The organism is Bacillus cereus group sp. BfR-BA-01492, assembly GCF_022662815.1.
GTDB lineage: Bacteria > Bacillota > Bacilli > Bacillales > Bacillaceae_G > Bacillus_A > Bacillus_A cereus_BD.
Map to the genome: position 1 here is coordinate 86,220 of NZ_JAKUEH010000010.1, position 22,551 is coordinate 108,770.

Consider the following 22,551-nt stretch of genomic DNA (forward strand, 5'->3'; position numbering starts at 1 on the left):
TTATTTTGTACCTATCTTTTTGCAAATTTACAGATTATCTCTTATCTATCCCCTTTTGTTCTCACTAAATAAAAAAGCCATCCAATTTATGTTTGATTTCTCTCAACATTTTGGATGACTACCTCTTCCTCTTCTCATTTCTTCTCCTACTCATTCTGTCAATTATAGGCTGTCTTTTGCTCATGTAATAACTTTAATTCGATATTTGGTGTTGTATTTCCCACTACACTTTCATCTAATGTAACTGGAATTTGGATTTTAAATTGTTTTGTTTCATGCCGCTGTAAATAAATAGGTGTTGGCACTTGATACCCTTTGATATTTTGTTTTGTATCTTGATGCAAAACAAGTTGTAATGCTTGTGCATGATTGCGATAATTCTTTAAAGTAACTACACAATTTTCCTCTAGTTTCTCTCCTCTTTTCTCTAGCTTGCATTCACTATCTTCCTTTTTATATTCAATTGCCTCTAAACCTCTTTTTCCCGCATAGTACCATGTTTTATCAAGAGTTTGAATGAGTTGATTGAATGCGAATGGCAATATACACATTATTACTCCTATACATACACTTTTCATTTTATGAAATCTTTTTAACCAATTAGAATGATTCTTTTCCATCCACTTCATAAAAAATAAAAAAGAGAGCCCTTGTAATACGCAAGATATAACCCATACATTTGAAATTGTATAATCCATATAAGTATATGTATCTACTGGAAGTCCATATGAATGAAATAATTTCTCTCCTACTAATTCGTTATCGTTTGGAAATTTCAATACTAGTAATACCCCGACACTATAAAATATAGCAAGCAATCGATCATATTCAATACGGATCATTCTTTCTTCCCCTTTGTTTTTATTATCGATTTTAGCTAATATTATCGGAATATACAATCTTTTTGCACGGAAATACTTCATAAATATATGTATTCATATACCATTTAAATGATATATGAATGAATACATCATTCTGTCTCAATGCTTCTTCTTTTCTCCCGCTATTTTAGGACAGTAAGACTCCCACCTCATGATTCAGAGAGAAGCAAGGAAGATAGGTGGGAGTAGGGCTGCCCGTAACAGCCCGATTGGTGAGGGCTCATAATCAGTGGGGGATGAAGAAAACCCCACTGATTAAAGTTTCACTTTATCACATTCATTATTTTGTTTTTCACATAGAGATTTCTTCAAAATAAGTAGGATCATGTATTGTAATTTTTTTACCTAACACGGTAACAATACTATCATTTTTCAATTGTTTTAATACACTGCTAACTGTCTCTCGAGACGTTCCAGATATTTTAGAAATTTCAATCGTTGTAAGTGGACATGGGATTACAATTTCTTCACCGTTTGGTTCGCCTAAGTCATGCATTAAATAATTTAACGTTTGAATGACACGATCTTGTGCATTGGGGATAGTAATGTTTTGCACACGATTTTCATTCAACTTTAATATTGAGGATAACTGCTGAACAATTTGCATTAATTGTATTCGATTTGCCTTCACCATATCTTCAAAAATCACTGTCGGAATATAGTACACATCGACATCCGTTATGGCTTCTGCTGTATAGCTGTAACCTTTGTCAGTAAACATACCACTGCAAGGAAAAATAGAAAATCTCTTTACATAGTCTTCATATAATAAATTTCCACTTTGATTTACTCGTTCTAACTTCACAAAACCATCTAACATGAGGTAAATTCGTTCCCTTGAATCTCCTTCTAAAAATAAAAATTGACCTTTCTTATAAGTGCGCCAATAAGTAAATTCCGTTAAGCCTTTTAACTTTTTGTCTGTTAAATGAGAAAATAATTCAAACTGCTTTAAATCTTTAACCACATTCCGCCTATTCATAAAAAAATCCCTCTTTCTTGCTATACATGGTATTGAAACATCAAGAAAGCGCATTCAAGTAGATTTTATCATAATCAATCTATATATCTTAATTTCATAATGAATACTTTATGAACATTGATTACTAAAAATTATTAGTAAGTAAAAAGAATGAAGTTAACCGCTTCATTCTTTTTACTTACTAGTTATAAATAAGCTACCTTACACATACACATGCTTCCTGTTGAGAAATAATAGTACCTGCTTTCTCTTCCAATGCTTCATATATTTTGTCTAAAGAAGTAATAATTGTTTTTCGTTCTGGGCTTGCATTAACAAAATGAATCGCTGCTTCAATTTTCGGAAGCATACTTCCTGGTGCAAATTGCTGTTCCTCTATATATTTTTTTAATTCATCCACCCCAATCGTTTCTAGTCTCTTCTGATTTGGTTGATTATAATTTATATATACATAATCAACTGCGGTTAAAATGATAAGAGTATCCGCACCTACTAGTTCAGCTAGCTTTTGGGCAGCAAAATCCTTATCAATAACAGCCTCCGTTCCCTTCAATCCTTCTTCAGATTCAATTACCGGGATCCCGCCACCTCCAACAGCGATTACGATATTCCCATCTTCTACTAATGAATTGATTACTTTATGTTCATGAATGCTCACAGGCTTTGGTGATGGAACAACTCGTCTCCATCCTCTTCCGGCATCTTCCTTAAATACAGCTTTCGTTTCCTTCATTAATCGTCTTGCTTCTTCTTCTTTATAAAAGGGGCCAATTGGTTTTGTTGGGGTTTGAAATGCTTCATCTTTTTCATCAACAACAACACGTGTGATTACTGTTGCTACTTCTTTTTTTATATTTCGTTTTTTCAGCGCTTTTTCAATTGCATTTTCCATCCAATACCCAATCATCCCTTGGCTCATCGCACCGCAAGTATCCAATGGCATCGCTGGTGTTTTCTCTGTTTCCGCTGCTTTTTGTTGTAATAAAATATTGCCAACCTGCGGACCATTTCCATGTGCAATAACAATATCAACGTCATTTTCCATAATTTTAACGAGTTGTTCTGCCGTTCTTTCTAGCGCTTCTTGCTGAGCCTCAGCAGTAGCATTTCCAGATTGTATTGCATTTCCCCCGAGTGCAACTACGATTTTTCTTCGTTTCATATTTCAACCCTCCAATTGATTTTTTTATAAAGTAATACTTCCTGTAATTAATCCGTAAATTGCAAAGAATGCTAAAGCGCCAATTGCTACAGATGATGCCAATTCTAAACGAGTAAATATTTGTTTTTGGTTCGTTTGCTTTTGAACATTGTAAAAAATGAAAATTCCAGGTGCATATAAAGTCATTGTTAATAACAAGTATTCTAATCCCGCTGCATAGACTAACCAGGCTCCATAAATACTTGCAACTAAACCAATGATTATATTTTTTGTACGATCGTTTTCTTCAGATTGTAAACTATATTTAAGTTGATAAAATGCTGAAAAAGCATAAGGAATTAAAATAGCTGATGATGCGAGAGAGAATGCAAAATTATACGCTTGATCTGAAACAACAAATGTTAATAAGAAAATTTGAATGAGCCCATTTGTGATCCACAATGCGTTCACAGGAGCTTTATTCTCATTCTCCTTTGCAAACCATTTCGGAAATACTCCGTCTTTTGCAGCTAAATATGGAATTTCGGATGCAAGTAACGTCCAGCCTAACCAAGCACCTAATACAGAAATGACTAAACCTAAATTAATAAAGGTCGCACCCCATTTTCCAACTATGCTTTCGAATAAATATGCCATGGCTGGATTTTTCAAATTTGCCACATCAGCTTGTTTCATAAGACCAAGAGATAATAATGTAATTAAAATATAAATAATCAGTGTGCCAATTAATCCAATGACTGTCGCTTTTCCAACATCACTTCTATTTTTAGCGCGGCTTGATAGGACAACAGCCCCTTCTACACCAATAAATACCCAAAGTGTTACAAGCATTGTACTCTTCACTTGACTACCTACCGCTCCCCAAGAAAAAGAACCAGCTTGTCCCCAAAAACCATCTAAGAAAATATCAAAATGAAAAGCGAAAATTCCTACCACAATAAATACAAATACAGGCACTAATTTCGCAATTGTCGTTACTAAGTTCACAAGTGCCGCTGATTGCACCCCGCGTAAAATGAGCATGTGAACGCACCAAAGTAATACACTTGCTCCAATAATAGATGCGACGTTTTGCCCCCCTTCAAAAACAGGGAAGAAATACCCTAATGAAGCAAATAATAATGTACCGTAAGCAACATTCCCTAGCCAAGCTGACAACCAATACCCCCATGCACTATTAAACCCCATAAAGTTACCAAATCCAGCTTTTGCATAACTAAAAATACCACCATCTAAATCTGGTCTTTTGACAGTTAAATTTTGAAAAGATAAACCAAGAGCAATCATTCCAATACCCGTTATAATCCATCCAATCATAACAGCCCCTGCGCCAGCGCCTTTTGCCATGTCACTCGCCAAATTAAATGCACCACCGCCAATCATAGAACCAACTACAAGGGCGATTAAAGTAAATAATCCTAATTTCTTTTCTTCACCCATTCCACTCACCTCTCTTAATTTGCAATACTACAAATTGGAAATGATCGTGTCTAAAGAAGGAGAAAGAAGGAAGACCTGCTTCCTTCTTTATTCTATATCTCCTAAAGTAGCTGCCATAACCGCCTTAATTGTGTGCATTCTATTTTCAGCTTGATCAAATACTTTTGAATGTTTGCTGCGGAATACCTCGTCTGTTACCTCCATTTCTCTCAATCCATATTTTTCATAAATTTCTTCACCGTACATTGTTTCCACATCATGAAATGCAGGTAAACAATGTAAGAAAATCACATTATCATTTCCTGTTGCTTTTATCATTTGCATATTCACTTGATAAGGGGTTAATAAAGCAATCCGTTCGGCAAATTTATCTTCTTCTCCCATAGATACCCATACATCTGTATAAATTACATCTGCATCTGCAACCGCTTCTTCCACATCGCTTGTTACCATGACACGATTACTATATTTTTTCGCTAAATCGATTACTTCTTGCGCTGGCCATAATGACTCTGGTGCACAAATACGAACTTCCATTCCAACAATTGCACCACCAACTAATAAACTATTCGCTACATTATTCCGGCCATCACCAACATAAACAAGCTTCACACCTTTCAAACGTCCTACGTGCTCTTTAATTGTTAGAAGATCTGCAAGTGTTTGTGTTGGATGCCACATATCTGTTAAACCGTTCCATACTGGCACACCAGAGTTCGCAGCTAACGATTCTACTGTTTCATGAGAAAAACCGCGGAACTCAATTCCATCAAACATACGGCCTAACACTTTTGCTGTATCTTCAACAGATTCTTTTTTACCAAGCTGAATATCACCTTTTCCCAAATATTCAGGATTTGCACCTAAATCAGTACAAGCGACTGTAAATGCGCATCTTGTACGGGTAGAAGTTTTTTCAAATAGGAGTGCAACGTTTTTTCCTTCTAAATAACGATGTGGGATACTATTTTTCTTTTTCTCTTTTAATTCCGCTGCTAAATCAAGAAAATATAATAATTCTTCTTTTGTAAAATCCTTTTCAGCAAGAAAACTTCTTCCTTTTAAGTTTGGTCTCGTCATTAACATCGTTCATCCCTACTTTCTCCGTTATTTATCACTAAATATCTTTTCTAACAATCGGCATACTCATGCAACGTGGGCCCCCACGACCGCGTGATAATTCCGAGCTTAATACTTCAATTACTTCAATTCCATGTTCACGTAATAAAGCATTTGATACATAGTTGCGATCATATGTAACAACTACTCCTGGAGCAATTGCTAATGTATTCGATCCATCATTCCATTGTTCACGAGCAGAAGCAATTACATCTCCTCCTCCACAAGGAATCAATACTAATTCTTTTAAACCTAAAACTTCTTTTAAAACTTCCATCAACGATGTGCGATGTGTAATTTTAAGAGTCTCTTCATCTAGACCTTTTTCCAAAATGTAAATGTTCATATTCCCTTTTGGTCCTTGAATAGCTGGGTGAATGGTAAATTTATCATAGTCAACCATCGTAAAGACTGTATCTAGATGCATAAATGCTCGACATTTTGGAATCTCTATTGCTAATACTTTTTTAATTTTATTTTGACGACTAAATAAGTTCTTAGCCAACCGTTCAATCGCTTTTGCTGATGTACGAGCAGATACACCAATCGCAATTGTCTCTTCATTTAAAATGAGTTCGTCACCGCCTTCAATTGGAAACTTATAATCACGATCTAACCAAACTGGCACATTATGATCTGCAAATCGTGGATGATATTTCATAATGTATTCCATAAACAATGATTCACGTCTACGTGCTGGTTCTCTCATTTTATTAATGGTTAACCCTTCCCCTATCGTAGCCGCGGGATCACGAGTAAAATATAAATTTGGCATTGGGTCTAAATAAAACGGATAATGATCTTCCATTAATTCGTATAGATGTGTTTTCTTACTTGTGTCAATTTCATTTTTCCGCACACCGCCCATAATTTTTTGAATCAATTCTTCATTTGAAAAGGAAAGTAAATATTCTTTTAAGGTTTGATGTGCAACATTGACATCAGCTTGCCCTTCTTTTAAAATACGATCAACAAATTCTTCACGAAGTTTTTTATCAATTAATGCCTCAGCTGCTAGCGTTTCTAAATAAAGAACCTCAATACCCCGATTGCGCAATGTTTGTGCAAAATAATCATGTTCTTTTTGAACAATTGGTAAGTATGGAATATCGTCAAATAATAATTGTTGTAAGTAATCTGGCGTTAAATTTTCTAATTCTTTACCAGGACGTTTTAATAAAACCGTTTGTAATTCCCCAATTTCTGAAGTAACATGAATTGGATGTTTCATTTGTTGTACCTCCCTTTAAGTTCGTTTGATATCTTACAAGTACATCATAAACAGAAAGCATTTCCGTTTTTGTGAAAAGGTTAACATTCAATGGTGAAATATTTCACAAATTATTTTTTTAAAGTCATATATAGTTGTATTTTTATAAGTCGTTTCATCACATATCTCACAATATAGTTATTTATTCTGTATATATGATGAATATTAGAGTATGAAATGTATAAAAAAATCCTATTTCTAATTTCTATTAGAAATAGGATTTCATCTACATAATAAAATTCAGTCGTTCTTCTAAAACTTTTCTATCAGAAAGAGAATGAGAAATAATAAGACATGTATCATTTCCACATACACATCCTATTTTTTCTTTCCAATCTAACGAATCCAACAAAGCACCAATCACATGTGCATTACCCGGTAACGTTTTAATAACCGTTAATCGATCTACATAATCAACTTTCACAACTACCTCTCTTAATTTCTTCTTTAACTGCATATCCGTTTGTAAATGATCCTTCGAGAAAAGCTTATATATCAGTAATCCTTTTGAAGAGGCTACTTTTATTACATTTAATTCTCGAATATCTCTCGAAATAGTAGCTTGTGTTACAGACACACCTTTTTCTGCCAATAATTCAACTAATCGCTCTTGTGTATCTATTTCATATTCTTCTACTAATTGTTTAATAAGTCGTTGTCTTTTTTCCCTTTTCATAAAAGACACCCCTTCTAACATTATAGTTTTATTATATCTTGCTATAATTTCCATTCAAAAGAGGCAATCATAAAAGTTGCGGAAACGTTCATAGTTTTTAGTAGAAATTTATTATTTACATCACTTATGATGTATTGTGTTATGCAGCTAGAAAATATCTATGATAAAAAACTACTCATAAAGCGCTTCAGAAAAAACTATCGCAAAATAAAAAGGAAGAACATAAAATCATTCTTCCTTTTATCCCGCTATTTTAGGACAGTAAGACTCCCACCTCAAGATTCAAAGAGAAGCAAGGAAGATAGGTGGGAGTAGGGCTGCCCGTAACAGCCCGATTGGTGAGGGCTCATAATCAGTGGGGGATGAAGAAAACCCCCACTGATTAAAGTTTCACTTTATAACATAAATCGTTCTATTGTTTGTTTTAACTCAGTTGCCTGTTTTTCTAATTCCTCTAACAACTGATCGATTGCTACCATATTTTTAGATTGTTGCATGGTTACCCTTGCAACTTCTTGTGAGCCTGCCGATGTTTCTTCTGCAATTGCTGCTACTGCTTTCGTTTGCGTACCTGTTACATGAATATGTTCTACTTGCTCCTTCATATAACCACTAATCTTTTTCGTTGCATCTGCTACTTCCATAATACTTTCTGACATCTCTTTTAAAATTAATTCAGTTGCTTCTCCGCGCTTCGCTTCTTCGTTAGCAGACTTAACTTGCTCTGTCATTTGTGTTGCTACTTGTTGTACTTCATTCTTCATATCGCAAAGTAACTGTGATATATTTCGCGCTGAACTATCGCTCTCATCAGCTAGCTTCCGAACCTCTTCTGCTACAACAGCAAATCCTCTTCCGTGTTCTCCAGCGCGAGCAGCCTCAATTGATGCATTTAGCGCCAATAAATTTGTTTGACTCGCTATTTCACTTACCACAGAGACAATATGTTCAACTTGTTTCATTCGTTCTTCTAATTTTTGCACATTGTGCATCGATTGTTCATTCTCTTTTGCAAGTGTCTGAATTCCTTTAATAAGTGATGTGAATACTTGCGTACTTTGACCTAATGCTTGCACCATTTCAGAAGATAATTGATCAGATTGCTTTGCCTTTTCTTCCACCTCACTAGCAATGGATGTTGTTTTATCGACAGTGGAAACAATCGTCTGAATAGATGCCGCTGACTGTTCAGCTCCTGAGGAAATTTCAGCTAATGTTTCTGACACAACTTGTGCCTGCTTTGTCGCTTCATTTGTTTGTTTTCTAATTTGCTGTACTTGCGTGTTTGTATAAGAAAATGTTGTATCGATATTATTTACCATTGTGCGCAAATTTCCTAGCATCATATTAAAAGCAACGCTTAAGGATTTTATTTCATCATCTACTTTTGGCAGTGGTACATTTTCACGAATATCACCTTCAGCAGCTCTATGAGCAGCTTCCTCCAATTTACGTAAAGGTTTAATTAAAAAAATTGCTGCAACATATGCTAGAATACCAGACCATATTACTCCTAACAGCATTACAACAATATTATAAACTGTTTGACTTACATAGCTTTGAAAATAGTCATACAACACATAAATAAAAAATAAACTTGTCGAATACGTAATCAATGCCAAAATTGTTGTAAATAACATAAGCTGCATACGTAAACCAAAAGAAAAGGTTTTTTGCTCTCTTTCCATATTCGCATTCCTCCCCATTAACTATATAAATACTACTTATATATTATTATCCATATTTTTATTATAGAAAGATATAAAGATTTTAGAAATACCTTATAATAAGAAAACAAATCACAATCTTCTCCATATAACGCGAAAAATACTATACTGGCTCATGAAATAAAATTTCACACATAACATCTAAAACTTTAAAAAATAGAGGATTTTGCCGTTTTATGACTAATAACAAAAAGAAGGGACAGATTTATTAAAATATAAAATTCACTGGGGGATTGGTATGATTGAAGTTCAAAATTTAGTAAAATCATTTGACTCATTACATGTTTTAAAAGGGATTAACTTAGAAGTAAAGGAAAAAGAAGTTGTCGTTTTAGTTGGTGCAAGCGGTTCTGGGAAAAGCACTTTACTCCGCTGTCTTAACTTTTTAGAAATGTACGATGAAGGTAACATTCGTCTACAAGGGGAACAAATTGATCCTCAACATACAGATTTAAACAAAGTCCGCGAAAACGTTGGTATGGTCTTTCAACATTTTAACCTCTTTCCTCATATGACCTCATTAGAAAACATCACAGAAGCACCCATTCATGTAAAAAAGTTAGATAAGGCAAAAGCAAAAGAAATCGGAATGGATTTATTAAAAAAAGTCGGTTTAGAAGATAAAGCAAATATCACACCGCACTTATTATCTGGTGGTCAAAAACAACGTGTTGCCATTGCACGAGCTCTTGCGATGAACCCGAAAATCATGCTATTTGATGAGCCTACATCAGCTCTTGACCCTGAACTTGTTGGCGAAGTATTACAAGTGATGAAAGAACTTGCTAGTGAAGGAATGACGATGATTATTGTTACTCACGAAATGAGCTTTGCACGAGATGTAGCCGACCGCGTCATCTTTATGGATGATGGTCAAATTATCGAAGATGCTCCGCCGGAACAATTCTTCTCCGCACCATCAAATGAGCGGGCAAAACAGTTTTTAAGAAATGTTTTATAGTGTCTAAAGACAAAGCGGACACATACACTACTACCCAACACCATATATAAAAATGTCCGTATTGATAGGAACAATATATAGGAGGGGTTATATGAAAAAGAAAGTATTTACTATCGTTGCAACCATTACGCTGAGTATCTCGTTCATATTGGGGGCCTGTAGTAAAGAAAGTCGTACTACGTCTACAGATGGAAAAAAAGAATTTCGTTATGCAATGAGCGGATTATATAAACCTTTTAATTATAAAGAAAATGATGGGAAACTTATGGGTTTCGATATTGAAATTGGAGAAGCTCTTGCAAAAAAAATGGGAATGAAGCCTGCACCTGTTACCAATCCTTGGGAAACATTAATCCAAGGTCTTCAGGCTAAAAAATATGATGTCATCTTAGGAAGTATGGCAATTACAGAAGAACGATTAAAGGCTGTTAGTTTCACAAAACCATATTATCGTTCTGGCGCTCAAATCTTCGTATCAAAACAGAATGATTCCATCTCCTCTGTTGATGATTTAAAAGGGAAAAAAGTTGGCGTTGTAAAGGCAAGTACATTTAAAGCACTTGTTGAAAAGCAAACAGATAAAATAACAGAGTATGATAGCGATCTTACAGCCCTTATGGATTTAGAACCTGGTCGTGTCGATGCTGTTATTACCGACCAAATGGTTGGACTTCGCATGATAAAAGAAGGAAATTCTTCTATAAAAGAAGCTGGAAAACCATTAAACCTTGATGAAATGGCCATCGCTGTTCGTAAAGATGATAAAAAAATGGTTGATAAAGTGAATAAAGCATTAGACGAAATTATTAAAGATGGCACGTACGAGAAAATTAGTAAGAAATGGTTTGGTCGCAACATTCTTGGAGAAGAGGAAAAAACAAAATAAATAATTCTCCTATTCTGTAAAAAATACGGTGCCCCACATAAATTGTGGGGTATTTATATCCACTATAAATGCTAACCAATATGAGGTGAAATGAATGATTGAAATTTTTTTATCTACTTATCCAACGTTGCTCAAAGCAGTTCTTATCACATTGCAATTGACTTTAACTTCTTTACTACTTGGTTCACTCATTGGATTACTATTTGCATTCTTTCGCATTTCAAACAACAAACTATTAAATAGTATTGCTCATATTTATATTGCTGTTATTCGCGGTACTCCCTTAATCGTACAAATTGCGATTTTGTACTTCGGTATTACTTCTATCGTTGTTTTCACACCATTTTGGGCCGGTGCCATTGCTTTAGCGATTCATAATGGTGCCTATATTACAGAAATTTTCCGCGGCTCCATTCAATCTGTAGACCGCGGGCAATTAGAAGCTGCCCGTTCTCTCGGAATGTCTTATCCACTAGCTATGCGTCGCATTATATTACCACAAGCATTTCGCCTTTCAATACCTTCTTTAGGAAATCAATTTATTATTGGATTAAAAGATTCTTCCCTTGTTGCTTACGTTGGTATGTCAGAATTATGGGGATCTGGGTTATCGATTGCCGCTGGAAATTACCAACAATTAAATACCTATATCGTAGTAGGTATCTATTATCTTGTCCTTGTTTTACTATTCACTTATTTAGTGAATCTCCTAGAAAAAAGGCTGAGTCATAAGCAAAGTAACGCTGTACAAATGAATAACCAAAAGGAAAAAGCCGTTTCTATGTAGAAAAGCAAGCTACTGATCATAGCTTGCTTTTCTTTATCTACAATTATGAATTTGCCTTGTTCATTGATTCTTCTTTCACATGCTCCTCACGATACGAAATATTCTCCGGATCTAGTCCATTTCCTAGCGACCCATAGAAATGCTTTTTTTGCGGATCAATCAATTCACTGCCTTCATAATACACGCGCGGTGTTTTCCAAAGCGCTACTAACGCTTTACTCATCGGCATTTCATGATAACGTTCCGGCCACATTTCTTTAATTTTCTCTTTTACTAATGGATAGTATTTCGAACTCATCGCAGGGAACAAATGATGTTCTGTATGATATGAAAAATTGAAATGTAATACATCAACCCAGCGTGGTACTGTTACAGATAAACAGTTTGCTAATGGATCATTTACAGGAACAATTGGATTTAAACGATGATTGGTTGCAATATATGCCATTACAATAAAGTTTGCAATCAATAACGGAATCACATATGCAAACAACCATTTCATCGGTCCCATAATAAACAAGAGACTCATCCAAACTGTCCATGGCAAAAGAAGTTGAAGCCATACCGCTCGTTGATTCGACGTTTTAAATTCTTTTATAAAATGAAAGAACATTCGAGTTGAGTGTAATGTAAATTGAAATGTTAATGACAAAAAACTAAAGAATGAACGTACGTGAAGTGGTAAACGATACACCCATCTTAAAAATTGACTCTTTTTCATCTTCTCAAGTGTTGGCCATGCATCTGGATCATTTTCTTCATGTTGTGTATGAACATGGTGCGTCGCATTATGCCACTTTCTCCAAAGCTTTGGTCCTGTAGTTAATGGCATAAACGCAATCGCTCCTAATAAATCACGAAGCCATGCTTTTCTTACAACCGTTCCATGTAAAATTTCATGCCCTAAAAATCCAAGTGAAGCAAAACACAATCCAAGAACAAGTGCAATTCCGAGATTTACCCACGCATTCAATTCAAACAAACCAATCGTTATTAACCCTGCTACTGCCACAAGCAAATAAGCTAAACCGCCAAATAGACGGGTCGGAACTGGTTGAAATGCTTTTTTTGGCAAGTGCGGTGATACACGTGCTGCATACCATCCAAACGTATGAAGCTCCTTCATCCTTTTGCCCCTTTCTTATGCCATGCTTACGCAAACTGCATAGATCAATTGTTGTTTCCAGATTGATATGACTAGATGATGCAAAAAAGCTTATATCATAAGGAAAATATACTCACTCTATCGTCACTTATTATCGCTTTTATTATCAATGAAAAACATTTCTCTTTTTACTCTCTATCAACCTTTCCACATGTTGAATCATATCAATAGACTTTCTACATTGTCAACACATTTTATTACTAGGTCATAAAATGTGGTTATACTTTTATAATCATATCTTATTTTACCAAAGAAAAAACCTATGTTTTAACAGGGTTTTTCCATTATATTAAAAACTCATTGATATACATAAAAAGCTTTTTTTATTAGATATGAGTTGAGCTAGTTCCTATATAAATTTTTATTTCACAAAATATTCACTCTTAAAACGAATAACAAAAATATTATATTAATATATCATTATAAAAATATTTCTCCTAACAAAATATTTTACGTTTCATACCAAATTTTCTCACATGAATTTCATATAAGTGGGAAAAATGAATAGGAAAAATATCCTAAATTAGGAGGCTTGCATCATGATTAATCATTCTTTTCCTGAATTTCCTCATTCTTACTGGATTGACTCTACCTCACTCCCTACCTTTCCTGCTCTATCTGAAAATATAAAAACAGAAGTTGTCATTATTGGTGCTGGTATTACAGGAATTACGACTGCTTATTTACTCGCAAAAGAAGGTATGAAAGTTGTTTTACTGGATTCTGACCGTATCTTAAATGGGACAACTGGACATACAACAGCAAAAATCACCGCACAGCATGACCTCATTTATGATGAGTTCATCAATCACTTTGATATAGATAAAGCCCGCCTCTACTATGAAGCGAATCATCAAGCTTTACAATTTATAAAAGAAACTGTAAAAACCCATCATATCGAATGTGGATTTACAGAAGAAGATGCTTATTTATATACAACATGTAAAGATGAGCTAAGAAAGTTAATAAACGAATACGAAGCATATAAAAAACTAGACATTCCGTGTGAATATGTAACGTCTATTCCAGTTCCTCTTTCCATTCAAGCCGCGCTTGTAATGAAAAAACAAGCACAATTTCATCCTCTTCACTACTTAAAAAAGCTTGTTGAGGAATTTATTCAAATGGGTGGTACCATTTATGAACATACAACGGCAATTGATATAGAAAAAGGGTTTTATCCACAAGTCATTACAAAAAATGGACAACGTATCACTTCTGGATATGTCGCCATCTGCTCTCATTTTCCGTTTTATGATAAGAGCAGTTTTTTCTTCACAAGAATGTATGCAGAACGCTCCTATGTACTTGCTATTCAATCTAAAACAGAATATCCAGGGGGCATGTATTTAAGTATTGATAATCCTACACGTTCTTTACGATCCACAACGATAGACGGAACAAAACTGATCCTTGTTGGCGGTGAAAGTCATAAAACAGGACAAGGAATTAATACGATGCTTCATTATGAGGCGCTGCACTCCTTCGCTGAGGAAATATTTGAAATAGAACAGATTCCTTATCGATGGTCAACACAAGATTTAATCACTTTAGATAAAATTCCTTATATTGGGCACATCAATGAAAATAATCCAAATATATTTGTCGCAACCGGATACCGCAAATGGGGAATGACGACCTCAACTGTCGCAGCACAACTATTAACGGCATCTATCACAAAAAGAAACAGTCCTTACAAAGAACTCTTTGCGCCATCGCGCTTTCATGCTGATCCAGACATAAAAACGTTTGTCTCTCAAAATCTAGATGTAGCTAAACATCTCATTGAAGGAAAACTAGAATTTGCTCTTCGTGAACCAGAAGATCTTGCAAATGGTGAAGGTGCTGTCGTAAGAGTGAACGGCAAACGTGCTGGTGCTTATAAAGATGAGAATGGGAAATTACATATCGTCGATACAACTTGTACACATCTCGGATGTGAAGTGGAATGGAACAGCGGTGACTGTACATGGGATTGCCCTTGTCATGGCTCGCGCTTTTCTATTAACGGGGATGTAGTAGAAGGGCCTGCTAACCAACCTTTAAAACGAGTATATGAAGAATAACCTTACTTTAAGAAAAAATGGACTTATCCAACAGGCAGTTTCGATGAGTCCATTTTTCTGTATAATCTCTTGCTGAATCTTGAAGCAAAAGGCGTATAAATAGCGAAAAAATTCGACAATTGAAGGGAATTGTTTATATATAACCAAATAATACAGTAAACCGAAAAAAAGAGGTGTATATGATGCAAATCTCTTCTCCTCATCCAGAATCCGCAAAAACAGCCCTTTCAAATTCTACTACAAGGCTTGTTGTTCTAATCTGTTGGTTAGCTATTTTAGCTGATGGCTACGATTTAGGTATTTATGGGGCGATTTTGCCAACACTTTTAGAAGATCAAAATTGGGCTTTATCGCAGACTCAAGCGGGTACAATTGCCAGTTATGCTCTTTTTGGTATGTTTATTGGCGCCATTCTTGTCGGAACGATTACAGATTATATCGGCAGAAAATGGACCTTAGTATTTTGTTTATCTCTTTTCTCTCTAACAATGGGCTTAGCTGCTATTGCTTCATCTCCTGAATTATTTGGTTTTTTTCGCTTTATTGGCGGCATTGGTCTAGGTGGCGTCATTCCGACTGCTTCTGCACTTACAATTGAATATTCACCCGAGAAACGGCAATCCTTTATTTATGCACTTATGTTTACTGGTTATCCATTAGGAATTGTGTTAGGAGCTATTTTATCCATCTTTATGTTACAAGATTTCGGTTGGCGAACAATGTTTGGTATTGGCATGATTCCTCTTCTTCTCGTTCCTATCATTATTCGTTACTTGCCGGAATCAATTCAATTCTTACTTTCACGCAGTCGTCAAGAAGAGGCGACTCGAGTTAGCGGGCGCTTTCAAATTCAGTTACCTCAAAAACAAATATATAAGCCATCCTCTAAAGAAAAGCAACAAGGTGGATATTTCGTATTATTTTCAAAACAATATGTAAGAGCAACCTTACTCTTTTGGCTCACTTATATAATGGGGATGTTTCTTATTTATGGATTAAATACATGGCTGCCTCAAATGATGCGGAAAGCTGGCTATCCGTTAGGCTCTAGTTTATCCTTCTTGTTAATGCTTAATATCACCGCAGCAATTGGAGCTTTATTTGCAGGAGCCATCGCAGATAGAATTGGGGCGAAAATCATCATTAGCTTCTCTTACCTCATGGCCGCTATCTGTATCGGATTATTAACCATACAGACTTCCACTACTATGATTTATATTTTAATTGGAATTGCTGGAATTGGTTCCGTTGGCATCACACAAATATTAAATGCATATGTCACTCAGTATTTCCCTTCTCGTATACGTGCTACTGCTTTAGGCTGGGGACTTGGCCTTGGGAGAATCGGCGCGATTGCTGCCCCCATTATTATCGGTATCTTCATGACATTGCAGTATAATCAAGTATGGAATTTTTATGTATTTGCATTTGCAGGTCTGATTGCCGCTATTTCTGTTTTCTTTATTCCTAACCAGACTTCAAATCATGATAAGTAAAAGACTGTCCAAAAGTATCTCTTTTGGACAGTCTCTGTTTCTCTTTTTAATAGCGATGTGATAGCAAACTTTACAAGTCAGTTCTGATAGATTATATTTTGTGCTTTTGTTGTACTGAAAAACATTTTCTATAAATTTTTCACACAAACGTTTCTGCTCTTTTCAAATACAATCTCTCGGAATAAGCGATTTAATTCCTCATTTTCTACTACAGTTCTTTTTTCAATACGTTTTGCATATTCTTGATAATATGCGATTTGTTCCTTCAAAAACTGATGTAATCTAGGCATTCTCGGTAAAGTATCTAACTTATCTCCTGTTTTTTTCATCCAAAATAAATACTTTATTTCCTCTAAAACACTATGTTCGAAAGAGAGTTCATTTATGACACGTGCAAATTCCACAGGTGGCACTGTTCCTTTCTTCTCTAGCCACTTACATGCTAAAATCGGACGCAATACATAAAAATATTTTTTCACCTGCATGTCCTCTCCCTGTAAAAACTTACGATAATTTTTCGAAGCCATATGCAAATAGTGGTACATTGTTGACTTGAGATTAAAACGATGTTCGCTCATTTTTTGTAAACACGTTGATAAGTCAGAGTTTTTCACATAACAGATCGGAGAATGAATCCATTCTAATAAAGATGGATTTGATTTTGCAAATAATCGCAATGCCTTTCGAATATCCCATCCACTTATATCTAAAGTGTTATGAATGGGACATTCGATGACTTCTCTCTTTTCATCTATAGATAAATACCACTCCAAACGGTGAACATAGACAAACCGAACATCATAATCACTAGCTTTAGAATGCCATCCCCATGCACGACTGCCCGCCTCTACTGCAAATAAAATTTCCACGTCATGTTCTTTCTCAATTTTTGCTAATTCGACTAGAATTCTTTCTTTCATATGTATCTCCCTATTTTTTGATCATTTCCCTGGAAATTCGACAAGACATAACTAGCTGTCAGGAAGCCCCTGACAGCCTAACAAGCCAATCTTACTTCTGAACAATCACTTGTTCAATTTTTTCAATTTCTCTTTGTATGTCATCTTTATATGCATCAACTTTTGAAAAATCCATCGCCTTTATATAAATTCGCTCCAACTTATCTCGAACTGTTTTTGCTTTTGCTAAAAAGGATATTGCTTCATTCATTTTTAACTTATATCGTATCGATACTTCACGAATTTCCTTCGCATATTTTTCATCTGTACCCGGCGTGACGATGAGTTCATACATATCGATTACTTCATCTCCCTCTCGACTCGGAAAATATTCGTGAGGCGCTGTACTATCGAATATCGCAAACCCTAATTCTCTTACAATTATCATATCCAGACTATTTGGATCAAATCCACAATGATATACTTCAACTTCGAATCTTTTTTCTTCTGCTACAGCTGCTATTTTTTTTAACATTGTCGATTTTCCAGACCCTGGGCGTCCTTTTATAAAATAACGATGCGGGATATCCTCTGTTAAATTTGGTACAAAATCCACTGCTCCTTTTGGAGTTGCTGCTCCTAAAAAACGATGTTTCACAACTGCTTTTTCTCCTGTATGATGAGCAAATAATTTTTGAATAAGCTGATTTGTTAATTCATTTGCTTTTTCGAAATCAATGTTATCAATATAAATTTTTTCCCAAACATCATGTACCTCTAAAGCCTCTTGAAAGCAACTATACGCAGATTGAAACGCTCCGCTTGCTTCCGAGATATACCGCGCAATCTCTTTCTTATGTTTCTTTAACTCTTCCGCGTCCCATGCCGTTCCTAAATTCACATATTCCTCCACAACACCAGGCATCTTCGGCTCGATAACATGCGGCGCTGTTCCATCTACAATACCTACTTTTAATTTCGGAATAATAACACCATCAATTGATTTATTATCTGAAGAGCAATGTAACAGTTCAATATCATACCCTTTTTCATTCCATTCACGCCCTATACTTTTCATCAATGATGATTTCCCTGTACCTGGCCCCCCCTTTAATATAAACAATCGATCTAACCCCGTTAAACATTCATCAAATAAATTATGAAATCCTCGAGCAGTGTTTCCTCCAGCATAATAATTTAACACTTTCCCTGTCACTGTACTCACTCCTTTGGAGCAATTTATTTACATAAGTTACAATATGCAATCCTTTTCTATTGGGTGAATACCTATTTTTATTCTTGCAATAAAAATAGAAATACCTTACAATTTAAATAACGAAATTTTCAGACTTTACAACTAAATATACTTCTTATCGAGAGAGGCGGAGGGACTGGCCCTTTGAAGCCCGGCAACCTCAGTTACAAAAAACTGAACAGGTGCTAAATCCTGCAAAATGCAAAGCATTTTGGAAGATAAAGTGTATTTACATATTTATATGTAAAGCCCATCTTTCTTGATTTGAAAGATGGGCTTTTTCTCTATCCAACTTGATTTTCAAACCTCTATGCGCGGTTGGATATTTACTTCCTCATCTATAAAGAATGGGACTATGTCAGTTTTTCAATTTATAAAAAAATTATTGGAGGTTTCACAATGAAAATAATTGATTTATCTCAAACGTTCGAAAACAATATGTCTCAATTCCCAGGCACTCCAGCCATTCACTTGGAAGCTATTACAAGTGTGGAAGAAGCAGGCTTTCAAGTTACAGATTTCCATTCGGTTGTTCATGTTGGGACACACTGTGATGCACCTGCTCATTTTATTTCCGGCACATCAACAATTGATCAATTGCCACTGGATCGTTTTGTAGGAGAAGCGATTCTTATTGACGTAACACATAGAAAAGAACGAAAATTACCAAAAGAGGTTCTTCATCATGCTGGAGTAAAAGAAGGGGATATCGTTATCTTCCATTCGAATCTTTCAAACAAATGGAACACAGAAGCATATGAAAAAGAGGCTTTTTATCTTTCAGAAGAACTCGCCGAAGAATTAGTAAAATTAAAGGTAAAATCTGTTGGTTTAGACTTTATTTCTCCTGATGAAGTAACAACAGAAACTTCACCTATTCATCATATTTTACTCGGGAATGATATTTATTTAATTGAAAACTTAACAAACCTAGATGAAATTGAAACAAAACGTTTCTTCTTTTCAGCAGCACCTTTAAAAATTAAAAATAGTGACGGTGCTTTCGCGCGTGCATTTGCTGTTATTTTCTAATAAACTAGACAGGGAAAAAATGTGGCTCTTTACCGCTTTATTTTCTCATACTACTAAAAAAGCAAAGGTCATCTTTGACCTTTGCTTCGATATTTTCTATTTAAATTCATAACAAGCTGTTCAATTTTCGGACGAATCCAAGCTAAATAATCTCGATCTTTCTTTTTTGTACAAGCAATTTCTTCTCCATCCACCATTTCGATTAGTTCTAATTCTAACAGTTGCCTCGTAAATGCAAGGATGTTTACTTCTTCATTTGGATATTCTTCCTTTAACTTCTCTTCAATTTCTCTTAATAAAAATCCGTCACGCATCATTGCAAGTGCATCGATACAAAGTGGCGGCATTTCATATTTTTCTCCTGTAATTGTATCCTTTACAATATAATTCTTTTGCTCTTTTCGAAATTGAATTGTGTGTAAACATACAGTCGAATTTAATGTTAATTCCATCATACCACCTCTTTCATCTAATCTGCATAGAAAAAAGATGCGTGCGCATCCCTTAATAAACCAAGAAACCATTACAGAAATATAAAGCCCATGTCGATATTTTCCTTCATTATAAACGAAGTATTTTATAAAAAAAAGTACTCTAATACATTTTATAAAATGTTTATATTTACACAACAAGAGCACTTTTCAGAAAAGTGCTCTTGTCCTAAAGATATGTGGTTATGTCATCTTTAAAATTATTATACAATATCTAGAAACAAATCATGAGGCACAATATAAAGGCATTTTATACTGTTGGTAACGTTAGTTCTACCTTTGTACCTGCACCAATGCTACTTTTTATATTCATACTTCCTTGATGCTCCTGAATAATCTTATGTGTAATGATTAATCCAAGACCCGTTCCATTTTCTTTTGTTGTATAAAATGCTTTACCGAGCTTTTTCATTTCTTCCTCATTTATCCCACATCCTTGATCCTCAATAAACAAGGATAACTTACCTTTCATGTTTGCCTGAGCAGAAATTTTAAGATTACCGCCCTCCTTCATGGACTCAATCCCATTTTTAACAATATTCAACAATACTTGTTTTAATTGCTTTTCATCTCCATTGACTTTTGGTAATTCCCTATTTAATTGCATATGAATCTTCACATGATATTGGTCTGCATAACTTTCCATTAATCGAACAACATATATTAAAATATCTTGTATATTACAACATGTATATTCTTTTGATTTTGGCTTTCCTAATATCATTAACTCATTCACAAATTCGTTAATTCGTTCAATTTCCTTTAACATAATCTCATAACTGATCGCTTCATCTGGATTCCGCTCTTTTTGAATTTGAGTAAAACCTTTTAAAGCTGTTAAAGGATTGCGAATTTCATGTGCAATTGTTGTAGACATCGTTCCGATTAAAGCTAAATTTTCTGTCTGCTTCACACGACTCAAGATTTCTAGTACAGTTCTAACATACGATTGAAATCTTTTTAGTAAAGAATGTGAAATCAAACAGAAAAAGATACATAAAACGAGCGGAATAATAACTTTCCCATCTTGTAAAAACAAACAAAAAAATGTATATTTTCCAATTACGAGTGCAGAAACTAAATAAAAATATCTTTTATTCACAAACACTGGCGCGAATAAAACGAAAAATATTTCAACCATATTTCCGTTATCAAATCCCCGATCTGTTTTCAAATAAATCATTAAGTTATTAATAAAGTCTACAGCCATATACCCCATTAGAAATAAATACTTTATAAAATATGTATATCCCCGTCTTTGTAAATATATAGAAATAGGAAATAATAAAATAACAAAAATATGCACGCCAATTCCTAGCCCACCTTCGGGCCATCCTACCTTCGCTTCGTTTATATTCATTGTAGGATATACAAAAAAGTATATAATGTCATATAAAAAGAATATAATATAGAATAATAATAAAAATACTTTTAAAGCTTCTCTTTCCTCTTGCATCAAGCTTTTCAATTTGTTCATAGTAAATACTCCTCTTAATTTGTCCCCAAACCTCATTATATTTACTAACTCTTTATATTATAATGATGAAGTTGCTTTCAGAACAATCGCTGCCCTTTAAATAACCTCTTTATTATTACACTACATCCACTTTACTTGATTATACAACAGACCGTCTGTATATAAAATGGTTCCATTCTCACTGAATAGGGCAAAACACTATGCACTATGCCCTTTTGGGATGCTAGACTACCTCGGTTTTCGTTAACGAATCCAGACAGTAAATTAACATGAATCATACTCATCATTTCAAAAAAAAATTCTGTTTCAAATACCTTCAAACAGAATTTTAAATAGCATTTACTATTCATTTTAATCTTCGTCTTTCACATCCATATCTTCAGGAATTGGTTCATTTAATATTTCTTCGATTAATTGTTTATATTTTTCCATCTGCTCTAAATGTGTATTAAACTGCTCTTTATTTAACAAGTACTGTTCCCCATCATATACAGCACGGATCCGCTTTTGCCGAACTAATTCTTCAATATATGACTTCGGGAGGTTTAAATACTCAGCAGCCTCTTCTATCGTTATATACATTTTTTTCATTCCTTTATTTATTTTTCATATCTATCATTTATCTTACTTTATTATAGGATACTTTTGTAAATAATTTAAAAAGATTTAGTAAATACGTAGCAAAAAGCAGGTAGATGCATTCCATATACTGTATAATAATATAAGTAAGCTTTTTTACAAATATAGATGGTATTACCCATTGACACAAAGGAGAGTTA

20 protein-coding genes and 1 riboswitch are annotated in these 22,551 nt (G+C 34.6%); of the genes, 6 read left to right on the top strand and 14 right to left on the bottom strand.

Features of this window, described 5'->3' with window-relative positions; genetic code table 11:
* Positions 1-158: 158 nt before the first annotated feature.
* The 8 genes from MR063_RS13920 to MR063_RS13955 form a co-directional block, all read right to left on the bottom strand.
* A complete protein-coding gene (locus MR063_RS13920; RefSeq protein ID WP_242198645.1) occupies positions 159-842 on the bottom strand; it encodes an ABC transporter permease in 684 nt (227 codons plus the stop codon).
* 331 nt (positions 843-1,173) lie between these two features.
* A complete protein-coding gene (locus MR063_RS13925) occupies positions 1,174-1,863 on the bottom strand; it encodes a Crp/Fnr family transcriptional regulator (protein ID WP_242198647.1) in 690 nt (229 codons plus the stop codon).
* A gap of 196 nt (positions 1,864-2,059) precedes the next feature.
* Positions 2,060-3,025, bottom strand: coding sequence for a carbamate kinase (gene arcC / locus MR063_RS13930; protein ID WP_242198650.1), 966 nt, complete (start codon positions 3,023-3,025; stop codon positions 2,060-2,062).
* A gap of 24 nt (positions 3,026-3,049) precedes the next feature.
* Positions 3,050-4,465, bottom strand: coding sequence for an arginine-ornithine antiporter (gene arcD / locus MR063_RS13935; RefSeq protein WP_242198653.1), 1,416 nt, complete (start codon positions 4,463-4,465; stop codon positions 3,050-3,052).
* Positions 4,466-4,552: 87 nt separating this feature from the next.
* Entirely contained in the window at positions 4,553-5,551 is a 999-nt protein-coding gene (gene argF / locus MR063_RS13940) for an ornithine carbamoyltransferase (protein ID WP_242198654.1), read from the bottom strand.
* A 31-nt stretch (positions 5,552-5,582) separates the two neighbouring features.
* On the bottom strand, positions 5,583-6,815 hold the full coding sequence (arcA, locus tag MR063_RS13945) for an arginine deiminase (RefSeq protein ID WP_242198655.1): 1,233 nt from the start codon (positions 6,813-6,815) through the stop codon (positions 5,583-5,585).
* A gap of 265 nt (positions 6,816-7,080) precedes the next feature.
* The gene (argR, locus tag MR063_RS13950; RefSeq protein WP_242198656.1) at positions 7,081-7,530 is read right to left on the bottom strand and encodes an arginine repressor; all 450 of its coding nucleotides are present in this window, start codon (positions 7,528-7,530) and stop codon (positions 7,081-7,083) included.
* A gap of 395 nt (positions 7,531-7,925) precedes the next feature.
* On the bottom strand, positions 7,926-9,218 hold the full coding sequence (locus tag MR063_RS13955) for a methyl-accepting chemotaxis protein (RefSeq protein ID WP_242198657.1): 1,293 nt from the start codon (positions 9,216-9,218) through the stop codon (positions 7,926-7,928).
* A 277-nt stretch (positions 9,219-9,495) separates the two neighbouring features.
* Here MR063_RS13955 and MR063_RS13960 point away from each other — a divergent pair, with 277 nt between their 5' ends.
* From MR063_RS13960 to MR063_RS13970, 3 genes are all read left to right on the top strand, one after another.
* On the top strand, positions 9,496-10,218 hold the full coding sequence (locus MR063_RS13960; protein ID WP_242198658.1) for an amino acid ABC transporter ATP-binding protein: 723 nt from the start codon (positions 9,496-9,498) through the stop codon (positions 10,216-10,218).
* Between the two features lie 91 nt (positions 10,219-10,309).
* Positions 10,310-11,104: an ABC transporter substrate-binding protein gene (locus tag MR063_RS13965; protein WP_242198659.1), complete on the top strand. Its 795-nt coding sequence runs from the start codon at positions 10,310-10,312 to the stop codon at positions 11,102-11,104.
* Between the two features lie 94 nt (positions 11,105-11,198).
* Entirely contained in the window at positions 11,199-11,891 is a 693-nt protein-coding gene (locus MR063_RS13970; RefSeq protein WP_242198660.1) for an amino acid ABC transporter permease, read from the top strand.
* Positions 11,892-11,934: 43 nt separating this feature from the next.
* Here MR063_RS13970 and desB read toward each other — a convergent pair whose 3' ends face one another.
* A complete protein-coding gene (gene desB, locus MR063_RS13975; RefSeq protein ID WP_242198661.1) occupies positions 11,935-13,017 on the bottom strand; it encodes a Delta(10) desaturase DesB in 1,083 nt (360 codons plus the stop codon).
* Between the two features lie 578 nt (positions 13,018-13,595).
* Between desB and MR063_RS13980 the strand changes: the two genes are divergently transcribed.
* Both MR063_RS13980 and MR063_RS13985 read left to right on the top strand, forming a co-directional pair.
* Positions 13,596-15,122, top strand: a complete 1,527-nt coding sequence (locus MR063_RS13980; protein WP_242198662.1) for an FAD-dependent oxidoreductase — start codon at positions 13,596-13,598, stop codon at positions 15,120-15,122.
* Between the two features lie 182 nt (positions 15,123-15,304).
* Entirely contained in the window at positions 15,305-16,618 is a 1,314-nt protein-coding gene (locus MR063_RS13985) for an MFS transporter (protein ID WP_396021842.1), read from the top strand.
* 128 nt (positions 16,619-16,746) lie between these two features.
* On the opposite strand, the gene MR063_RS13990 is transcribed toward MR063_RS13985, so the two are convergent.
* Positions 16,747-17,538, bottom strand: coding sequence for a nucleotidyltransferase domain-containing protein (locus MR063_RS13990; protein WP_242198667.1), 792 nt, complete (start codon positions 17,536-17,538; stop codon positions 16,747-16,749).
* A 91-nt stretch (positions 17,539-17,629) separates the two neighbouring features.
* Complete coding sequence (locus MR063_RS13995) at positions 17,630-18,733, bottom strand: PRK06851 family protein (RefSeq protein WP_242198669.1); 1,104 nt, start codon at positions 18,731-18,733, stop codon at positions 17,630-17,632.
* 151 nt (positions 18,734-18,884) lie between these two features.
* A riboswitch (SAM riboswitch) is annotated at positions 18,885-18,997 on the top strand.
* A gap of 174 nt (positions 18,998-19,171) precedes the next feature.
* On the opposite strand from MR063_RS13995, the gene MR063_RS14000 reads away from it, so the two are divergent.
* Entirely contained in the window at positions 19,172-19,804 is a 633-nt protein-coding gene (locus MR063_RS14000; protein ID WP_242198672.1) for a cyclase family protein, read from the top strand.
* A 68-nt stretch (positions 19,805-19,872) separates the two neighbouring features.
* Here the strand turns inward: MR063_RS14000 and MR063_RS14005 are convergent, their stop codons facing one another.
* The 3 genes from MR063_RS14005 to MR063_RS14015 form a co-directional block, all read right to left on the bottom strand.
* On the bottom strand, positions 19,873-20,259 hold the full coding sequence (locus MR063_RS14005; protein WP_242198802.1) for a hypothetical protein: 387 nt from the start codon (positions 20,257-20,259) through the stop codon (positions 19,873-19,875).
* A gap of 286 nt (positions 20,260-20,545) precedes the next feature.
* Complete coding sequence (locus MR063_RS14010) at positions 20,546-21,772, bottom strand: ATP-binding protein (protein ID WP_242144352.1); 1,227 nt, start codon at positions 21,770-21,772, stop codon at positions 20,546-20,548.
* A 351-nt stretch (positions 21,773-22,123) separates the two neighbouring features.
* The gene (locus tag MR063_RS14015) at positions 22,124-22,354 is read right to left on the bottom strand and encodes a helix-turn-helix domain-containing protein (RefSeq protein WP_242144459.1); all 231 of its coding nucleotides are present in this window, start codon (positions 22,352-22,354) and stop codon (positions 22,124-22,126) included.
* Positions 22,355-22,551 lie beyond the last annotated feature (197 nt).

Excerpts from the sequence above, each read along its gene's own strand:
- MR063_RS13920 (WP_242198645.1), bottom strand. The coding sequence starts at position 842 with ATGATCCGTATTGAATATGATCGATTGCTTGCTATATTTTATAGTGTC.
- MR063_RS13925 (WP_242198647.1), bottom strand. The coding sequence starts at position 1,863 with ATGAATAGGCGGAATGTGGTTAAAGATTTAAAGCAGTTTGAATTATTT.
- arcC (WP_242198650.1), bottom strand. The coding sequence starts at position 3,025 with ATGAAACGAAGAAAAATCGTAGTTGCACTCGGGGGAAATGCAATACAA.
- arcD (WP_242198653.1), bottom strand. The coding sequence starts at position 4,465 with ATGGGTGAAGAAAAGAAATTAGGATTATTTACTTTAATCGCCCTTGTA.
- argF (WP_242198654.1), bottom strand. The coding sequence starts at position 5,551 with ATGTTAATGACGAGACCAAACTTAAAAGGAAGAAGTTTTCTTGCTGAA.
- arcA (WP_242198655.1), bottom strand. The coding sequence starts at position 6,815 with ATGAAACATCCAATTCATGTTACTTCAGAAATTGGGGAATTACAAACG.
- argR (WP_242198656.1), bottom strand. The coding sequence starts at position 7,530 with ATGAAAAGGGAAAAAAGACAACGACTTATTAAACAATTAGTAGAAGAA.
- MR063_RS13955 (WP_242198657.1), bottom strand. The coding sequence starts at position 9,218 with ATGGAAAGAGAGCAAAAAACCTTTTCTTTTGGTTTACGTATGCAGCTT.
- MR063_RS13960 (WP_242198658.1), top strand. The coding sequence starts at position 9,496 with ATGATTGAAGTTCAAAATTTAGTAAAATCATTTGACTCATTACATGTT.
- MR063_RS13965 (WP_242198659.1), top strand. The coding sequence starts at position 10,310 with ATGAAAAAGAAAGTATTTACTATCGTTGCAACCATTACGCTGAGTATC.
- MR063_RS13970 (WP_242198660.1), top strand. The coding sequence starts at position 11,199 with ATGATTGAAATTTTTTTATCTACTTATCCAACGTTGCTCAAAGCAGTT.
- desB (WP_242198661.1), bottom strand. The coding sequence starts at position 13,017 with ATGAAGGAGCTTCATACGTTTGGATGGTATGCAGCACGTGTATCACCG.
- MR063_RS13980 (WP_242198662.1), top strand. The coding sequence starts at position 13,596 with ATGATTAATCATTCTTTTCCTGAATTTCCTCATTCTTACTGGATTGAC.
- MR063_RS13985 (WP_396021842.1), top strand. The coding sequence starts at position 15,305 with ATGCAAATCTCTTCTCCTCATCCAGAATCCGCAAAAACAGCCCTTTCA.
- MR063_RS13990 (WP_242198667.1), bottom strand. The coding sequence starts at position 17,538 with ATGAAAGAAAGAATTCTAGTCGAATTAGCAAAAATTGAGAAAGAACAT.
- MR063_RS14000 (WP_242198672.1), top strand. The coding sequence starts at position 19,172 with ATGAAAATAATTGATTTATCTCAAACGTTCGAAAACAATATGTCTCAA.
- MR063_RS14005 (WP_242198802.1), bottom strand. The coding sequence starts at position 20,259 with ATGATGGAATTAACATTAAATTCGACTGTATGTTTACACACAATTCAA.
- MR063_RS14010 (WP_242144352.1), bottom strand. The coding sequence starts at position 21,772 with ATGAACAAATTGAAAAGCTTGATGCAAGAGGAAAGAGAAGCTTTAAAA.
- MR063_RS14015 (WP_242144459.1), bottom strand. The coding sequence starts at position 22,354 with ATGTATATAACGATAGAAGAGGCTGCTGAGTATTTAAACCTCCCGAAG.